Here is a 15,628-nt window from a genome sequence, read left to right as displayed (position 1 = left end):
TCCGCGCCCACCAGCCGGACCGGACCCATCGGGAGCAGCCGCTGTCCGCTCCGTCCGCAACTGTCGGTGCCGCCCAGTAGGGTCTGCATCATGGATCGGCAACTCACCCTGATGGCCGTGCACGCCCACCCCGACGACGAATGCCTGAGCACTGGCGGCGTCTTCGCTCGTTATGCCGACGAGGGCATCCGCACGGTCCTGGTCACCTGCACCAACGGCGAGCAGGGCGACGGGCCCGGCGGCGTCAAGCCCGGCGACCCCGGCCACGTCGCCGAAGAGGTGGCCGAGCGGCGGCTGGCGGAGCTGCGCGAGTCGGTGGAGCACCTGGGCATCGACCACCTGGAGTTGCTCGGCTACCGCGACTCCGGCATGGACGGGTGGGACACCAACGCTCACCCCGACGCCTTCGCCAACGTGCCCGTCGACCTGGCCGCCGGCCGGCTCGGCGAGCTGATAAAGCAATATCGCCCGCAGGTCGTGGTCACCTATGACGAGACCGGCGGCAGCGGCTACAACCACCCCGACCACGTCCAGGCCCATCGCATCACGGTCGCGGCCGTCGAGGCGACCGGTGTCGCCGACAAGCTCTACTACACGGCCCTCCCCCGCTCCGCGATGAAGCGCATGTTCGAGCTCGTCCGCAGCAGCGGCATCGACCTGGGCGACTTCGAGCCCTCCGACGACTTCGGCACCCCCGACGAGCTCGTGACCGCCGTCGTCGACGTCGCCCCCTACGTCGAGCGCAAGCTCAAGGCGCTGCGGTCGCACGCGAGCCAGGGCGACAACATCTTCCTGTTCCAGATGCCCGAAGAGGCCCAGCAGGCGGCGTTCTCCGCTGAGGCGTTCACCCGGATCGTCAATCGCGTGGCGGCGGCACCGGACCAGGAGGACGACCTGTTCGCGGGGCTGCGCTGACCTGAGCTGACATGGAAAGCCCCGGCCGACCTCTAGAGCCGACCTCTGGGAAGGTGCGCGGGGCCTTTCCCTTACAGAAACAGGATCGGCGCAGAAACAGGGTCCGGGCTCAGGAGAGCGCCGGCAGCTCCCCCGACCCCCGGACGATCAGCCGGGTGGGCACCAGTGGTCGCCGGGCGCGGGAGCGGTCGCCGTCCAGGCGCGACAGCACCAGCTCCGCCGCCACCTCCCCGATGGCCGCCGGATCCTGCGCCACGACGGTGAGCGGCGGGTCCAGGACCTCCGCCAGCGGCAGGTCGTCGAACCCCACCAGCGCCACGTCCCGCCGCCCCGCCCGGGCCAGCGCGACCACCGCCCCCATGGAGGCCAGGTTGTTGGCCGCGAACAGGGCCGTGGGCGGGCGGTCCAGGGCGAGCAGGCGCAGGGTGGCCGCGCGGGCCGCCTCCTGGTCGTGGCCCGTCTCCACCAGGGTGCGGTCGAACGGCAGGCCCGCCTGCTCCAGGGCGTCGCGGTAACCCTGGAAGCGTTCGCGGCGGGTGTAGAGGGTGGCGGGCAGGTCACCGATGAAGCCGATCCGGCGGTGGCCGTACCCGATCAGGTGCTCGATGCCGGCCTGCGCGCCGGCCCGGTTGCCGCTGACCACGCTGTCGGCCGTCAGGCCGACGGCCGGGCGGTCGAGGAAGACGATGGGCAGGCCGGCGACCCGCTCCGTACGCAGGTACCGGTGGTCGCTGCCGGCCGAGGGGACCACGATGAGGGCGCTGACCCGCCGGGCCAGGAAGGTGGCGATCAGGGACTGCTCCAGTTCGGCGGTCTCGCTGGAGGAGCCGACGATGAGGGTCAGGCCGCGGGCCCGGACGGCGTTCTCGATGCCGCCCGCCACCGTGCCGAAGAACGGGTTGCCCATCTCGGGGATGACCAGCCCGATCGCGGCGTCCCTGGCGCCGACCCGCATGTTGCGCGCCATCAGGTTGGGCTGGTAGCCCAGCTTGCGGACCGCGGCCATGACGCGTTCGCGCGTCTCGATGGCCACGGGTCCGTCGTCGTTGAGCACCCGTGAGACGGTCTTGGCGGTGACGCCCACCTCACGGGCCACGTCTGTCATGGTGGGACGCCGCATTTCGCCCATGCTAGAGGCCGATCGCCTCCGCCGCGTCCTTGTCCGTCACGACCGACTTGCCCTCCGACACCTGGAGTGCTCCGGTCATGATGGCGACGACCTCGGCCATGCTGTGGTCGCCCGGCTTGATCTGGGCGACGCGGCGGCCGAGCCGCTGGACGTGGATGCGGTCGGCGATCTCGAAGACGTGCGGCATGTTGTGGCTGATCAGGACGACGGGCATGCCGCGGTCGCGGACCCGCTTGATCATGTCCAGCACCTGCCCCGACTCCTTGACGCCGAGTGCGGCGGTCGGCTCGTCCATGACCACGACGTGGGAGGCCCACGCCACGGCCCTGGCCACGGCCACGCCCTGCCGCTGGCCGCCGGACAGCGACTCGACGGGCTGGGTGAGCGAGCGCAGGCCGATCTTCAGGTCGGCCATGTGCTTGGCCGACTCCTCGCGCATCCGCTTCTTGTCGAGCATCCGGAAGATCGTGCCGAGCGGTCCTGGCTTGCGGAGCTCGCGGCCGAGGAACATGTTCGTCGAGATGTCGAGCGAGGCCGCGACGGCGAGCTCCTGGTAGACGGTCTCGATGCCGAGCCGGCGCGCCTCCAGGGGGTCGCGGATGCGCACGGGCTTGCCGTCGAGCAGGATCTCGCCCTCGTCCGGCTGCAGCGCGCCGGTCAGCGCCTTGATCAGGCTGGTCTTGCCGGCGCCGTTGTCGCCGATGACGGCGAGCACCTCGCCGGGCATCAGGTCGAAGTCGGCGCCGTCGAGCGCCACCACGTGGCCGTATCGCTTGACCAGGCCGCGGGCCTGGAGCACGGGGGTCATCGGGTCCTCCTGCGGGAGAGCTGGTCGACGGCGACGGCGAGGATCACCAGGATGCCGGTGATGAGCGTCTGGTAAATCGACGGTACGCCCATGAGCTGCAGGCCGTTACGGAAGACCCCCACGATGAGCGCGCCGATCAGCGTGCCGAGCACCAGGCCCCGGCCGCCGAACAGGCTGGTCCCGCCGAGGACGACCGCGGTGATGCTGTCGAGGTTGTCCGTCTGACCGGCCTGCGGGTCGCCCACGCCGGTCCTGGAGACGAGCAGCAGGGCGGCGATGCCGTACACGAGGCCCGCGACGGTGTAGACGCCGATCGTCAGCCGCTGCGTGCGGATGCCGGTCAGCCGCGCGACCTCCTGGCTATTGCCGAGCGCGTACACGTGGCGGCCCCACGCGGTGTACCCCAGCAGGTACGCGAAGAGCAGGAACAGCAGGATCGTGAGCAGCGACCCGTAGGTGACGTTCGTGCCGCCGACCTTGAAGGTCTGCCCCAGGAAGGTCAGCGTGTTCGGGAGGTCGGTGACCGTCTGGTCCTCGGAGTAGATGTGGGTCAGCGCGAACACCACGTTCAGCATGCCCAGCGTCACGATGAACGGCGGCAGCGAGATCCGCGTCACCAGCAGCCCGTTCGCCAGCCCGAACGCGGCGCAGACGGCGAGTCCGGCGGCGACCGCGAGCAGCGGGGGCAGCCCGCTGCCGACGGCCAGCTTGGTCATCACGATGCCGCCGAACGCCATGATCGCGCCGTTGGACAGGTCGATGCCGGCGGTCAGGATGATGAGCGTCTGGCCGATGGCGAGCGTGCCGACGACCATCACCTGCTGGATGATCAGCGAGAAGTTGCCGCCGGTGAGGAACTGGTCGCTGTTGACCGCGAAGAACACGCAGGCCAGCACGAGCGCGGCCAGCGGTCCCGCCGTCGGTGTGGTGATGATGCGGCGCGGCAGCGTCGCTTCCATGACGGCCATGTCAGCCCCAGCAGTTGGCCAGGCCGAAGGTGGTGTCCTTGGACTCCACTCCCGGAACGGCCTTGTCGGTGATCAGGGTGACGCCGGTGTCGACGTAGCCCTTGGGCTTGGCCCCGCCCTTGGCGAAGTCGGCGACGGCCTTGACGCCGTCCTCGGCCATCTTCAGCGGGTACTGCTGCGAGGTCGCGGCGATCTGCCCGCTCTTGACGGCCTTGACGCCGGTGCAGCCGCCGTCCACCGAGACGATCAGCACGTCCTTCTCGCGGCCCTTGGCCTTGAGCGCGGTATAGGCGCCGAGCGCGGCGGGCTCGTTGATGGTGTAGACGAGGTTGATGTCGGGCGCCTTCTGCAGGCAGTTCTCCATCGCCTCCTGGCCCTTGGACTGGTCACCGCGGGTGTCCTGGGAGCAGGCGATGGACGGGTCGCCGTTGGCGATGCCGAAGCCCTTCAGGAAGCCGTCGTGGCGCAGCTGGCCGACCGTGATGCCGGGCGCCAGGTCCAGCGTGGCGATCTTGGCGGTCTTGCCGGCCATGGCGCCCTTGGCGTACTGGCCGATCAGCTCGCCCGCCTTGAGGTTGTCGGTGGCGAACAGCGCGTCGGTGGCGTCCTGCGGGTCCGTCGGCGTGTCCAGCGCGATCACCACGACGCCGGCGTCCCTGGCCTTCTTGATCGCGGGCACGATTGCCTTGGTGTCGTTGGGCGTGATGAGGATGCCCTTCACCCCGGCCGCGACCATGTTCTCAATGGCAGTGAGCTGGGAGGCGTTGTCCCCGTCGAACTTGCCCGCCGCGGTCATCAGCTCCAGACCCGACGTCTTGGCGGCCTGCTGCGCGCCTTCCTTCATCTTGACGAAGAACGGGTTGGTCTCCGTCTTCGTGATCAGCCCGACCTTGTTGGTGCTGGTGGAGGCCTTCTGCTCGTTGCCGCCACAGCCGGTGACGAGGAGCGCGGCGGCCAGAAGTCCGGCCGAGAGCCTAGCAATCATGGTGGCTTCCTATCAGGGATGATTCAATGTCATCGTTGACATATGTCAACGTTGACATTCGCCGTGCTGCGATGATGGACTCCGTTTCTAGAAACGTCAATGCCCCCTGGGTGTAACAAATCTGCAAACATGGCTGAAAGGTTGGCCCTGATGATCGCTGTCCTGGGCGAATGCGTCGCGGACGCCTTCGCCGACCGGCGCCCCGGCGAGCTGGAGCTCCGGGTTCTGCCGGGCGGCGGCCCCGCGAACACGGCGGTGGCTCTGGCCCGGCTCGGCACCCCGACGCGGTTCCTGGGGCGGGTGTCGGCGGACGTGTTCGGCGAGCTGTTCCGCGAGCACCTCGCCTCCTCCGGGGTGGACCTGTCGGCCATCGTGCCGGCCGCCGAGCCGAGCACGCTGGCGGTGGCCTCACTCGACGAGCGGGGCCAGGCGGCCTACAGCTTCCACGCCGAAGGCACCGCCGACTGGCAGTGGACGGCCGAAGAGCTGGCCGCCGTCGACCCGAGCGGGTGGTCCTGCCTGCACACGGGGTCTCTGGCGCTGGTCAGGCGGCCGGGCAGCGCCGCGGTGGAGTCGTTCGCGGCGGACGCCCGCGCGCACGCGACGGTCTCGATCGATCCGAACGTACGGCCCAGCCTGGCCGACCGGGACGCCTACCCGGTGGAGCGGTGGTGCGCGGTGGCCGACATCCTCAAGCTCAGCGACGACGACCTGTCCTTCCTGATGCCGGATCAGCCGTTGGAACGTGCCTGCGACACCTGGCACGCGGCCGGGGCCAGGCTCATCGTGATCACCCGGGGCGCGGACGGCGCGCTGGTGTCGCTGGACGGGGAGCGCGCGACGGTACGGGCGCCCCGGGTCGAGGTCGTCGACACCGTGGGCGCCGGTGACTCCTTCACCGCCGGGCTGCTGCACCGGCTGGGCGTGCGGGGGCTGCTCGGCGGCCGGCTGGACGGGCTGGACCTGGAGACGGCCGCCGACGCCGCCGCCTTCGCGGCCCGGGTGGCGGCGCTGACGTGCTCGGTCGCGGGGGCCAACCCACCGTGGGCGCACCAGCTCAACGAGACCGCCGGGCGGTGACGTCGTACAAGACCATCAGTTGGTTCAGGAACCGGCGGGCCAGGTGATCTGCCCGGAGTGGTAGTAGTTCACGCCCAGGACGCGCCAGCGCGGCCCCTGCGCGCCGAGGCGCTTCTTGAAGGCGGTCCAGTCGTGCTTGGCGTATGGGGACCAGCCCAGCTCGGCGATGGCGGGCAGGCGCGGGAAGGCCATGTACTCGATGTCGGCGGGAGTCCTGATCGTCTCGGTCCACAGCGGCGCCTCCACGCCCAGGACCTGCTGGGCCGGCAGGCCGGTCAGGTAGGCGCCCGGGTTCCAGCCGTAGGCGTCCTTGACCTCGATCAGCCCGGCCCAGTCCTGGCCGAGCTTGGTGCGCGAGTTGTACTTCATGTCCAGGTAGGCGCGGCTGGCCGGGGACATGATGACCTTCCGCCCGGCACCCGCGACGGCGCTGTCGTCCGGCGTGGTGCCCCAGTATTGAGCGACCGTGGAGGGCAGCGGCGTCGCCTTGACGATGTCGTGCCAGCCGATGACGGTCTTGCCGTGCGCGGCGGCGATGGCCTGCGCCCGGTTCATGAACGCGGCGTAGTCGGCCGGCTTGGTGGAGCTGGCCTCGTCGCCGCCGAGGTGCAGGTAGGGGCCGGGGGTGAGCGCGGCCAGCTCGCCGAGCACCTGGTCGATGAAGGTGTAGGTGAGCTCCTTCGACGTGCACAGCGAGCTGAAGCCGACGTCGGTGCCGGTGTAGAGGGGCGGCGCGACGCCGTCGCAGTTCAGCTCGGCGTAGGAGGCCAGGGCGGCGTTCGTGTGGCCGGGCAGGTCGATCTCGGGCACGACCGTGATGTTGCGGGCCGCGGCGTAGGCCACGAGCTCCTGGTACTGGGCCTTGGTGTAGTAGCCGCCCGGATCGCCGCCGACGGCGGTGCTGCCGCCGTAGGTGGCCAGTCTGGGCCAGGAGTCGACGACGATCCGCCAGCCCTGGTCGTCGGACAGGTGCAGGTGCAGGTAGTTGATCTTGTAGAGGGCGATCTGGTCGATGTACCGCTGGACGGCGGCCAGGGGGAAGAAGTGGCGGGCGACGTCGAGCATGGCGCCGCGGTAGGCGTAGCGCGGCGCGTCGGTGATCCGCCCGCCCTGCACGGGCCACGGTCCCGGCTGGACGCTCGCGCTGTCGGCCGCGTACGGCAGCAGCTGCCGCAGCGTCTGTACCCCGTTGAACAGCCCGGCGGCCCCATTGGCCAGCACGGTGATCCCGGTGGCGGTCACGTCGAGGCGGTAGGCCTCCTCGCCACCGCTCACGCTGCCCAGCCGCAGCGAGATCCCGCCGGCGGGCGGCGCGGCCACGATCGGCACGGGGTAGCCGGTCGAGCGCCGCAGCTGCCGGGCGAGCTGCTCGCCGACGGCGGGGACGTCGCTGTAGAGGCTGGTGGCCGAGGTGATCCGGTAGGTGACCCCGGCGGTGGGCGTCGCGCTGACCGGCGCGGGGACCACCCCGCCGAAGCTCAGGGGCGCGGCGGCGCGCGCGCTCGGGGAGGCGGAGACCGACGTGGCGACGAGCGCCGCCACCAGGATCAGCACTGTGCGCAGGCTCATGGCCTCACCATACGGACGTGATCCGCGCTAGTAAAGAAACTTTCCAAATAACGCTTGCACGCGCTCGGCCAGCGGCCTTCAAGAGCCTCGCAACCACCGCGCCCAACCATCGGAGAGTCACTAAGCGATATCCACTCGGCCGCCAGACGAGGACAGAGATATGCGACGCCTTCTCGGGGTCATCACCCCGTTAGTCATCGGCCTGCTCTCCGCGGGTCTGGTCACCGCCGAGCCCGCGACGGCACAGCCCGCGCGGACGGCCGACACACCGCCCGGCCTGAGCGCCTACCACGGCCAGCGGCTCGCCTGGACCCCCTGCAAGGGGGGTTTCCAGTGCGCGAAGCTCAAGGTGCCGCTCGACTACACCAAGCCGTCGGGCAAACGGATCGAGATCGCCGTGATCAAACTACCGGCGAAGGGCGCCAAGCGCCTGGGCTCCGTGGTGATCAACTTTGGCGGACCCGGCGGGTCGGGCGTCGACCTGCTGAGAGGTGCCGCGAAGGTGAAGTTCACCGCCGCCCTCCGCTCGCGCTTCGACCTGGTCAGCTTCGATCCGCGCGGCGTGGGCGCCTCCACCCCCGTGCGCTGCATGCCCACCCAGGTGGCCGACTGGTACCACTCCGTCGACGACACCCCGGACTCGAAGGCCGAGGTGAAGATGTACAACTACGCGCAGCTGCGGCTCGCGCAGGCGTGCCAGGCCAACTCCGGCGCGCTCCTGCCCTTCGTGGGCACGCCGAACGCCGCCCGCGACATGGACGTGCTGCGCGCCGGTCTCGGCGAGTCGCGCATGACCTACCTGGGCTTCTCGTACGGCACCCTGCTCGGCGCCACGTACGCGAACCTGTTCCCGGCCAGGGTGCGCGCGATGGTGCTCGACGGCGCCGAGGACCCCACCACGACGGCGACCGAGTTCGGCGCGGGCCAGCAGGACGGCTTCGGCGTGGCCTTCGAGTCCTTCGCGCGGGACTGCTTCAAGCACAAGGACTGCCCCTTCAAGAAGCACACGGTCACCGCGGTCACCAAGCAGATGCGCGCCCTGCACGACCGGACCGAGAAGGCGCCGCTGGTCAACACCTACGACGGCAGGCAGGCCACGCAGGCGATCGTGTACACCGGCCTCTACAGCCTCCTGTACGACCAGCGGTCGTGGCCGGCCCTGCGGCAGGCGCTCGGCTCGGCCTTCAAGGGCGACGGCACGCTGCTGCTGCAGTACGCCGACCAGTACAACGAGCGCGGCCCCGACGCCACCTACGCCAACATGATGGAGGCGCACGCGGCCATCGACTGCCTCGATCACCCGACCTGGCGGCGAGCGGTGCGCCAGGCCAAGGCGATCAGCTCCGGCAAGGCCGTGGCCAGTGCGTGCGACTTCTGGCCGGTCAAGAGCAAGACGGTCAACAGGGCCATCCACGCCAAGGGCGCACCGCCCATCCTGGTGGTCGGCACCCTGCGCGACCCCGCCACGCCGTACAAGTGGGCCAAGGCACTGGCCTCTCAGCTGTCCTCGGGCGTGCTGCTGAGCTTCGACGGCGACGGCCACACCGCCTACGGCACCGGCTCGGCCTGCGTGAACACCTCCGTCGACCGCTACCTGATCACCCGGGTACCGCCGCGTGACGGGAAGATGTGCCCGAAGATCTGACCCGGCCCCGGTCGCGCGCGACCGGGGTCAGCTCGTGTCGTCGTCGCCCTTGGCCGAGCGGTCCATCGCCGGTTGCACGAACCAGGTCCACACGGCCAGCGCGGCGACGACGACGGCCGTGATCACCGCCACCGTGCTGTGGAACAGGTAGTCGACCACCAGCATGGTGGCCGCGGTCATCGAGACGGCCAGGGCCAGCGCCCCGGCGATGCCGTACAAGTTGGAGCGGCGGACCAGCATCTCCTTCAGCCCTTGGCGGAAGAGCACCCGGTGCTGGGCGGCCGGGGCGATGTAGCAGATCGAGGCGATCGCGGCACTGACCAGCGCCACGTAGAACAGCCGCCGATCGGCCAGGCTCAACTTGTCGAACCCCTGCGAGAACGGGACCGTCAGCAGGAACGCGAACAGCACCTGGACGCCGGTCACCGCCACCCGTGCGCTCTGCAGCAGCTCCACGAAATTGCGATCGGCCCGCTCCTTATGAGTTTCCCTGTCCGGTTCCATGTGCCTTCATCTACCTAGATCAGGAAATTTCATGCAAAAGCGCGATCAATTCGCGTAGGGCCAGCTTCACGTGAGCAGGCGGGCAGGGGTGATCGGCAGGTCGCGGACGCGGATGCCGGTCGCGTGATAGACCGCGTTGCCGATGGCGGCCGCGGTGCCGACGATGCCGATCTCACCGATGCCCTTGGTGCCCATGGGGTTGAGGTGCCGGTCGTCCTCCTCGATCCAGGCCGCGTCGATCCGTTCGATGTCCGCGCACACCGGCACGTGGTATTGAGCCAGGTCGTGGTTGCTGAACCCGCCGAACTCGTCGTCGATGACGCTCTCCTCCATCAACGCCATGCCCACGCCCATCGTCATGCCGCCGACGAACTGCGACATGGCCAGTTGCTCGTCGATGATCCGCCCGGCGGCGAAGATGCCCAGCAGGTGCGACACGCGGATCTCGCCGGTGTCCATGTCCACCCGTACCCGGGCGAACTGGGCGCCGAAGGCGTGTCTGGCCAGGTCCTGCTGCGCCTTGATGGCGTCGGTGGTGTCGGCGGCGCCGTGCTTGCCGTCGCGCAGCGCCTCCTCGCAGGCGGCCACCACGGCCGAGCCCCAGGAGGCGGTGCCCATGGAGCCGCCGGCCACCGGGGCCGGGGGCAGATCGCTGTCGCCCAGTTCGATCCGTACCTGGTCGGGCGGGACGCCGAGCGCGGTCGCGGCGATCTTGGTCAGCGCGGTGCGGGCGCCGGTGCCGAGGTCGACGGCGGCCACGCGGACGACATAGCCGCCGTTCTCGACGGTGGCGGTGGCCTGGGACGGGCGCCGAAAGGCCGGGAAGGTGGAAGAGGCGACGCCGGTGCCGATGAGCCAGCGCCCCTGGCGGCGGACGCCCGGCGTCGGATCGCGCCCCTCCCAGCCGAACCGGCGGGCGCCCTCCAGCAGGCAGGCCACCAGGTTGCGGGAGCTGAACGGCAGGCCGCTCTCCGGCTCGGTCTCCGCGTCGTTGAGCACGCGCAGCTCGACGGGGTCCAGGCCGGTGGCGATGGCCAGCTCGTCCATGGCCGACTCCAGCGCGTACATGCCGGGGCATTCGCCCGGTGCGCGCATCCACGACGGGGTGGCCACGTCCAGCCGGACCAGCCGGTGGGCCGTGCGCAGCGCGGGCGTCTCGTACATGGTGCGGGCCGGGGTGGCGGTCTGCTCGGCGAACTCGACCAGCGTCGAGCTCTGCTCGGCGACCTCGTGCTCGACGGCGGTGAGGCGGCCGTCGGCGTCGGCGCCGAGCCGGACTCGCTGGATCGTCGGCGTCCGGTAGCCGGTGACGTCGAACAGTTGCTGCCGGGTCAGCGCCACCTTCACCGGCCGCCCGACGGCCCTCGCCGCCAGGACGGCGAGCATGGTGCCGGGGCGGATGGTGCCCTTGGATCCGAAGCCGCCGCCGATGTGGCGGCACACCACGCGCACCCGCTCGGCGGGCAGGCCGAGCGTCTTGGCGATCATGACGCGGGCCGTGGACACGCCCTGCGTCGAGTCGTAGACGGTCAGGTCGCCGTCACCGCTCCAGACGGCGAGCGTGGCGTGCGGCTCCATCGGGTTGTTGTGCACGGCCGGGGTCGTGTACGTCACGTCCACGGTGACGGCCGCCGCGGCCAGCCCGGCCGCCAGGTCGCCCTTCTCGGTGTCGGCCGGGTAGAACGGGTTCACCTTGTCCGGCCGGTAGAGCCCGGGGTGGTCGCCGCGCAGCCGTACGTCGTGCGGGTCCTCCTCGTAGGTGACCCGCACCTCCCGAGCGGCCGCGCGGGCGTTCTCGTAGGTGTCGGCGACGACGGCGGCGACGAACTGCCCCCGGTAGGCGACCTCGCGGCGCTGGAACAGCGCCAGCTCCGGGTCCGCGTCGGGGGCCAGCTCGGGCGGGTCCTCACTGGACAGTACGGCCAGCACGCCCGGCAGGACGAGCGCCCCCGTCGCGTCGATCGAGGTGATGCGGCCTCTGACGATCCCGGACTGAACCGGGTAGGCGTAGGTGACGCCCTCGATCGGGTATTCGGCCGAGTACGTCGCGCGGCCGGTGACCTTGTCGTGCCCCTCGATCCGGGTCATGGTGCCAGCTCCAGCAGGGTGCGGACGATGAGGTTGCGGGCCAGCGGCACCTTGTGCGCGTTGCGCGGCAGCGGGCGGGCCTGCTCCAGTTCGGCCTCGGCGGCCCGGGTGAAGCTCTCCTCACTCGCCGGGGCGCCGCGCAGCGCCCGCTCGGCGCGCTCGCACCGCCACGGCGCGTGCGCCACCGCGCCGAGCGCGATCCGGCAGTCGCGTACGCTCCCGTCGTCTGCGACGTCGAGGACGGCGGCGATCGAGACCAGCGCGAACGCGAACGAGGCGCGCTCGCGGACCTTGCGGTAGCGGGAGGCGCCCGGCGGCGGGGCGGGCAGGTGCACGGCGGTGACCAACTCGCCGGGCGCCAGCACGGTGTCGCGTTCGGGCTCGTCACCGGGCAGCCGGTGCAGCCCAGGCATCGGGATCACCCGGTCGCCGCCGGGTCCGGTGACCTGCACGCGGGCATCGAGCGCGGCCAGCGCTACCGCCATGTCGGACGGGTGGGTGGCCACGCATGCGGGGGAATGCCCGAGGATGGCGAGGTTGCTGTGGTCGCCGCCGATCGCCGGGCAGCCGGATCCGGGCCGCCGCTTGTTGCACGGCTTGGAGACGTCCTGGAAGTACGAGCAGCGGGTGCGTTGCAGCAGGTTGCCGCCCACGGTCGCCATGTTGCGGATCTGCCCGGACGCCCCGGCCAGCACCGCCCGCGCCAGCATCGGGTAGCGCTCGCGGACCAGCGGGTGGGCGCCGAGGTCGCTGTTGCGGACGGCGGCACCGACTCGCAGCCCGTCGCCGTCGGGCTCGATCCGGTCGAGCGGCAGCCGGCTCACGTCCACCAGGAACTCGGGCTCGGCCACGCCCAGACGCATGAGATCGACGAGGTTGGTGCCGCCGCCCAGGTACATCGCGCCGGGCCGGAACCTGGCCACGGCGTCGGCGGGGTCGCCGGCTCGCGCGTACTCGAAGGGTCTCATCGCGCCACCTCCGCGATCGCGGTGACGATGTTCGGGTAGGCGCCGCACCGGCACAGGTTGCCGCTCATCCGCTCGCGGATCTCCTCGGCCGTCAGCGCCGGGTCGGCGGCCAGGTCCTCGGTGACGGCGCTCGGACCGCCCTCGGCCAGCATCCCGGCGGCCGAGCAGAGCTGGCCGGGGGTGCAGTAGCCGCATTGGAAGGCGTCGTGCTCGATGAAGGCGGCTTGGAGCGGATGCGGCCGGTCGCCGTCCGCCAGGCCCTCGACGGTGGTGATGTCGGATCCGTCCTGCGCCACGGCCAGCGCCAGGCAGGCGTTGGCCCGCCGGCCGTCGATCAGCACGGTGCACGCGCCGCACTGGCCGTGATCGCAACCCTTCTTCGAGCCGGTCAGCCCGAGCCGCTCGCGCAGCAGATCCAGCAGCGAGACGCGCGGGTCCACCTCCACGGTCCGCCGCGAACCGTTGACCTGCAGGGTGATCTCCATAGGCGCTCGCCTACCCGGTGCGCGGACGGCTCAACCCCACGTCGTCCTCGTTGCCTTGGTCGGCTTTGTTCGGAGAAATGCCCGGTGGGACACTGAAAGGTGACGAAGGGGGACGTCATGATCGAGGTCAAGAGCATCGACAAGCCCGACGAGCGCCGGGACTTCCCGATGGGCCACTTCGAGGTGTGCAACCTGACGGGCCTGAGCTTCGGTGTGGCCACGTTCGAACCCGGATGGCGCTGGTCGGCATCCATCAAGCCGATCGTCGGCACCGATTCGTGCCAGGTCCATCACAACGGGTTCGTCGTCCGAGGCCGGCTCCGCATCCGGATGGACGACGGCGCCGAGGCCGAGATCGGCCCGGGGGAGGTCTTCGTCGCCCCGCCCGGACACGACGCCTGGGTGGTCGGGAACGAGCAGGTAGAGGTGTACGACTTCGCGGGCGGCGCCGCGGAGTACGCCAAGGCGCGGAGCGTCTGAGGCCTGCTTTTGCAGCGGGGGTCGCCGGCGGGCACGTAGCCGGCGGCCCTCGGCCCTTTCGTTCAGACCGTGATGACGACCTTCCCCACGACGTGACCCTCTTCCTGGTAGCGGACGGCCGCCGGGATCTCCTCGAACGGGTAACCGCGGTCGATGACCGGAGTGATCTCGCCGTCCTCGATGAGCCGGGTCAGCGTCAGCAGATTCTGCCGCTTCTGCGGGCAGTGGACCACGTCCGTCATGACGATCGTCTGGGACACGAACGGCCCGAGCGCCAGTGCCGCGAACACGTGAGCGGCGGGCTGGAACCATCGGCCGGGCGGTCCGCCGATGGCGACGTGGGCGCCCTTGGGGGTCAGCGCCCGGCGGCAGGCCGCTGCTGACTGGCTTCCCGCGATGTCCAGCAGCAGGTCGTAACGCTGTCCGTTCCGGGTGAAGTCCTCCGTGGTGTAGTCGATGACCTCGGTGGCGCCGAGCGACTTGACCAGGTCCACGTTCCGCGCGCCGCAGACGGCGGCGACCTCCGCGCCGAGCGCTCGGGCGATCTGCACGGCGAACGTCCCTACCCCGCCCGACGCCCCGTTGACGAGGACCTTCTGCCCGGACTGGACGCGGCCCTGGTCGCACAGGCCCATCAGGGCGGTGTTGGCCGCCATCGGCACCGCCGCCGCCTGCTCGAACGACAGGTTCTTCGGTTTCGGCGCCAGGTCGCTCGCCCGGACGCACGCGTATTCGGCGAAGCCGCCCTGGTTGGACTGCGCGAAGACCTCGTCGCCGGGGCTGAACTCCGTCACGTCCTTGCCGACCGCCTCGACCTGCCCCGCCAGGTCGGCGCCCAGGATGTGGATCTTCGGCCCGCGCAGCCCGAGGCTGCCGGGCATCAGGCGCGCGATGTACGGCTCGCCTCTCATGTGGTGCCAGTCGTAGGGCTGGATGGAGGTGGCACGGACCCGGACCAGTACCTCGTCGTCGCCGGGCAGGGGCTTGTCGATCTCGGTGATGGCCAGGTCGTCGGGTGAGCCGTACGTGCGTAAGACGATCGCCTTCATCGCAGGTGCCTCCGATTCGTACAACGTAAGTCGTACGTCGTAAGGTACTCTTACGGCGTAAGGCAGTCAAGGGCATGGCGAAGCGCCTTATGAGGCGAACGCGGAGGTCAGGCGGTCTCGCGCATCCTGTCGAGACCGTCGAGGATCAGATCCAGCCCGAACTCGAACTCGGTCTGGTCGTCGCACCACCCCAGCGTGGAGTCGGGGTCGTCGTGGGCGATCTCCCGCAGCATGCCGACGAGGTGGGGCAGCTGCTCGGCCATGGCGTCGAGCATGGCCGCGGATTCGTCACCGGTCCCGTCACCCGGATCGAACATCTCCTGGGTGAACCCCAGAGCCCGGCTCCCCAGGGCATGCAGCGCGTGGTGGGCCAGGTCGTTGGAGAAGCCACCGTCTCGCATGAGCCCGATCAGGGCATCGAAGTACTGTACGACGGCCGGACTCACGTCGGTACGGGTCTCGAAGACGCGCGGCGCCCAGGGGTGGCGGAGGAAGACCTGGCGGGCGGTCAGGATCCGCTGCCGCACGGCCGTCTTCCAGGCGGCACCCTTGGAGGGCACGTCGATCCGGCCGACCGCCTCGTTGATCTCGCCGGCGATGACGCCGACGATGCCGTCCAGGACGTCTTCCTTCTTGGCCACGTGGTAGTAGAGCGACATCGCCTCGGCGCCGAGCTCTTCCGCGAGACGGCGCATCGTGAGCGACTCGATGCCGCTTTCGTCGGCGACCTTGATCGCGGCCCGGAGCACCCGGTCTCTGCTCAACGGGGTGCGGGGCTCGGTCCTCGGTCCATTCCGCGTGGCCACCTAGATCAACCTCCGCGCCATATCGTACAAGTTGACCTGCTCCCCGCCCTGAAAGGGCGGGGATTCCCGTGCCGCTATGCGGCAGCTCGTGCCGCTTGCGCGGCCCGTGCTGTGGGACGGGGTGCTTGACGTTTCGCGGACCCGGGTGG

General features: G+C 70.5%; 15 protein-coding genes. 4 read left to right on the top strand and 11 right to left on the bottom strand.

Features of this window, described 5'->3' with window-relative positions:
• Window positions 1-90 precede the first annotated feature (90 nt).
• Window positions 91-915 (top strand): PIG-L family deacetylase, encoded by an 825-nt coding sequence (locus AB0B64_RS33480; protein ID WP_357957301.1) that lies wholly within the window; start codon window positions 91-93, stop codon window positions 913-915.
• A 109-nt stretch (window positions 916-1,024) separates the two neighbouring features.
• Here the strand turns inward: AB0B64_RS33480 and AB0B64_RS33475 are convergent, their stop codons facing one another.
• Genes AB0B64_RS33475 through AB0B64_RS33460 form a run of 4 tightly spaced genes read right to left on the bottom strand, consistent with a single transcriptional unit; the run spans window position 1,025 to window position 4,805 of the window.
• Window positions 1,025-2,035, bottom strand: a complete 1,011-nt coding sequence (locus tag AB0B64_RS33475) for a LacI family DNA-binding transcriptional regulator (RefSeq protein WP_357957303.1) — start codon at window positions 2,033-2,035, stop codon at window positions 1,025-1,027.
• Between the two features lie 10 nt (window positions 2,036-2,045).
• Complete coding sequence (locus tag AB0B64_RS33470; protein WP_357957305.1) at window positions 2,046-2,852, bottom strand: ATP-binding cassette domain-containing protein; 807 nt, start codon at window positions 2,850-2,852, stop codon at window positions 2,046-2,048.
• Complete coding sequence (locus tag AB0B64_RS33465) at window positions 2,849-3,811, bottom strand: ABC transporter permease (protein WP_357957307.1); 963 nt, start codon at window positions 3,809-3,811, stop codon at window positions 2,849-2,851. Before AB0B64_RS33465 ends, AB0B64_RS33470 begins: the two co-directional genes overlap by 4 nt.
• 10 nt (window positions 3,812-3,821) lie before the next feature.
• Window positions 3,822-4,805 (bottom strand): sugar ABC transporter substrate-binding protein, encoded by a 984-nt coding sequence (locus tag AB0B64_RS33460; protein ID WP_357957309.1) that lies wholly within the window; start codon window positions 4,803-4,805, stop codon window positions 3,822-3,824.
• Between the two features lie 150 nt (window positions 4,806-4,955).
• Between AB0B64_RS33460 and AB0B64_RS33455 the strand changes: the two genes are divergently transcribed.
• A complete protein-coding gene (locus AB0B64_RS33455) occupies window positions 4,956-5,885 on the top strand; it encodes a carbohydrate kinase (RefSeq protein WP_358182214.1) in 930 nt (309 codons plus the stop codon).
• Window positions 5,886-5,909: 24 nt separating this feature from the next.
• Here the strand turns inward: AB0B64_RS33455 and AB0B64_RS33450 are convergent, their stop codons facing one another.
• Window positions 5,910-7,454 (bottom strand): beta-N-acetylhexosaminidase, encoded by a 1,545-nt coding sequence (locus tag AB0B64_RS33450; RefSeq protein WP_358182211.1) that lies wholly within the window; start codon window positions 7,452-7,454, stop codon window positions 5,910-5,912.
• A gap of 160 nt (window positions 7,455-7,614) precedes the next feature.
• Between AB0B64_RS33450 and AB0B64_RS33445 the strand changes: the two genes are divergently transcribed.
• Complete coding sequence (locus AB0B64_RS33445; protein WP_358182208.1) at window positions 7,615-9,099, top strand: alpha/beta hydrolase; 1,485 nt, start codon at window positions 7,615-7,617, stop codon at window positions 9,097-9,099.
• Window positions 9,100-9,126: 27 nt separating this feature from the next.
• Here the strand turns inward: AB0B64_RS33445 and AB0B64_RS33440 are convergent, their stop codons facing one another.
• The 4 genes from AB0B64_RS33440 to AB0B64_RS33425 form a co-directional block, all read right to left on the bottom strand.
• The gene (locus tag AB0B64_RS33440) at window positions 9,127-9,603 is read right to left on the bottom strand and encodes a DUF6328 family protein (RefSeq protein WP_357957316.1); all 477 of its coding nucleotides are present in this window, start codon (window positions 9,601-9,603) and stop codon (window positions 9,127-9,129) included.
• 66 nt (window positions 9,604-9,669) lie between these two features.
• Window positions 9,670-11,691: a xanthine dehydrogenase family protein molybdopterin-binding subunit gene (locus tag AB0B64_RS33435; RefSeq protein WP_358182205.1), complete on the bottom strand. Its 2,022-nt coding sequence runs from the start codon at window positions 11,689-11,691 to the stop codon at window positions 9,670-9,672.
• Complete coding sequence (locus AB0B64_RS33430; protein ID WP_358182202.1) at window positions 11,688-12,659, bottom strand: xanthine dehydrogenase family protein subunit M; 972 nt, start codon at window positions 12,657-12,659, stop codon at window positions 11,688-11,690. Before AB0B64_RS33430 ends, AB0B64_RS33435 begins: the two co-directional genes overlap by 4 nt.
• Window positions 12,656-13,144: a 2Fe-2S iron-sulfur cluster-binding protein gene (locus AB0B64_RS33425; protein WP_358182199.1), complete on the bottom strand. Its 489-nt coding sequence runs from the start codon at window positions 13,142-13,144 to the stop codon at window positions 12,656-12,658. The genes AB0B64_RS33430 and AB0B64_RS33425 overlap by 4 nt, the downstream gene beginning before the upstream one ends.
• 117 nt (window positions 13,145-13,261) lie before the next feature.
• Between AB0B64_RS33425 and AB0B64_RS33420 the strand changes: the two genes are divergently transcribed.
• Entirely contained in the window at window positions 13,262-13,624 is a 363-nt protein-coding gene (locus AB0B64_RS33420) for a cupin domain-containing protein (RefSeq protein WP_357957324.1), read from the top strand.
• Between the two features lie 62 nt (window positions 13,625-13,686).
• Here the strand turns inward: AB0B64_RS33420 and AB0B64_RS33415 are convergent, their stop codons facing one another.
• Both AB0B64_RS33415 and AB0B64_RS33410 read right to left on the bottom strand, forming a co-directional pair.
• On the bottom strand, window positions 13,687-14,673 hold the full coding sequence (locus AB0B64_RS33415; protein ID WP_358182196.1) for an NAD(P)-dependent alcohol dehydrogenase: 987 nt from the start codon (window positions 14,671-14,673) through the stop codon (window positions 13,687-13,689).
• 107 nt (window positions 14,674-14,780) lie between these two features.
• Window positions 14,781-15,479, bottom strand: coding sequence for a TetR/AcrR family transcriptional regulator C-terminal domain-containing protein (locus AB0B64_RS33410; RefSeq protein WP_357957327.1), 699 nt, complete (start codon window positions 15,477-15,479; stop codon window positions 14,781-14,783).
• Window positions 15,480-15,628 lie beyond the last annotated feature (149 nt).

The organism is Nonomuraea sp. NPDC049129 (assembly GCF_040648495.1).
Lineage (GTDB): Bacteria > Actinomycetota > Actinomycetes > Streptosporangiales > Streptosporangiaceae > Nonomuraea.
The sequence above is the reverse complement of the archived record's forward strand: the minus strand, read 5'-3'. Positions and strand labels throughout refer to the sequence as shown.

Excerpts from the sequence above, each read along its gene's own strand:
- AB0B64_RS33480 (WP_357957301.1), top strand. The coding sequence starts at position 91 with ATGGATCGGCAACTCACCCTGATGGCCGTGCACGCCCACCCCGACGAC.
- AB0B64_RS33475 (WP_357957303.1), bottom strand. The coding sequence starts at position 2,035 with ATGCGGCGTCCCACCATGACAGACGTGGCCCGTGAGGTGGGCGTCACC.
- AB0B64_RS33470 (WP_357957305.1), bottom strand. The coding sequence starts at position 2,852 with ATGACCCCCGTGCTCCAGGCCCGCGGCCTGGTCAAGCGATACGGCCAC.
- AB0B64_RS33465 (WP_357957307.1), bottom strand. The coding sequence starts at position 3,811 with ATGGAAGCGACGCTGCCGCGCCGCATCATCACCACACCGACGGCGGGA.
- AB0B64_RS33460 (WP_357957309.1), bottom strand. The coding sequence starts at position 4,805 with ATGATTGCTAGGCTCTCGGCCGGACTTCTGGCCGCCGCGCTCCTCGTC.
- AB0B64_RS33455 (WP_358182214.1), top strand. The coding sequence starts at position 4,956 with ATGATCGCTGTCCTGGGCGAATGCGTCGCGGACGCCTTCGCCGACCGG.
- AB0B64_RS33450 (WP_358182211.1), bottom strand. The coding sequence starts at position 7,454 with ATGAGCCTGCGCACAGTGCTGATCCTGGTGGCGGCGCTCGTCGCCACG.
- AB0B64_RS33445 (WP_358182208.1), top strand. The coding sequence starts at position 7,615 with ATGCGACGCCTTCTCGGGGTCATCACCCCGTTAGTCATCGGCCTGCTC.
- AB0B64_RS33440 (WP_357957316.1), bottom strand. The coding sequence starts at position 9,603 with ATGGAACCGGACAGGGAAACTCATAAGGAGCGGGCCGATCGCAATTTC.
- AB0B64_RS33435 (WP_358182205.1), bottom strand. The coding sequence starts at position 11,691 with ATGACCCGGATCGAGGGGCACGACAAGGTCACCGGCCGCGCGACGTAC.
- AB0B64_RS33430 (WP_358182202.1), bottom strand. The coding sequence starts at position 12,659 with ATGAGACCCTTCGAGTACGCGCGAGCCGGCGACCCCGCCGACGCCGTG.
- AB0B64_RS33425 (WP_358182199.1), bottom strand. The coding sequence starts at position 13,144 with ATGGAGATCACCCTGCAGGTCAACGGTTCGCGGCGGACCGTGGAGGTG.
- AB0B64_RS33420 (WP_357957324.1), top strand. The coding sequence starts at position 13,262 with ATGATCGAGGTCAAGAGCATCGACAAGCCCGACGAGCGCCGGGACTTC.
- AB0B64_RS33415 (WP_358182196.1), bottom strand. The coding sequence starts at position 14,673 with ATGAAGGCGATCGTCTTACGCACGTACGGCTCACCCGACGACCTGGCC.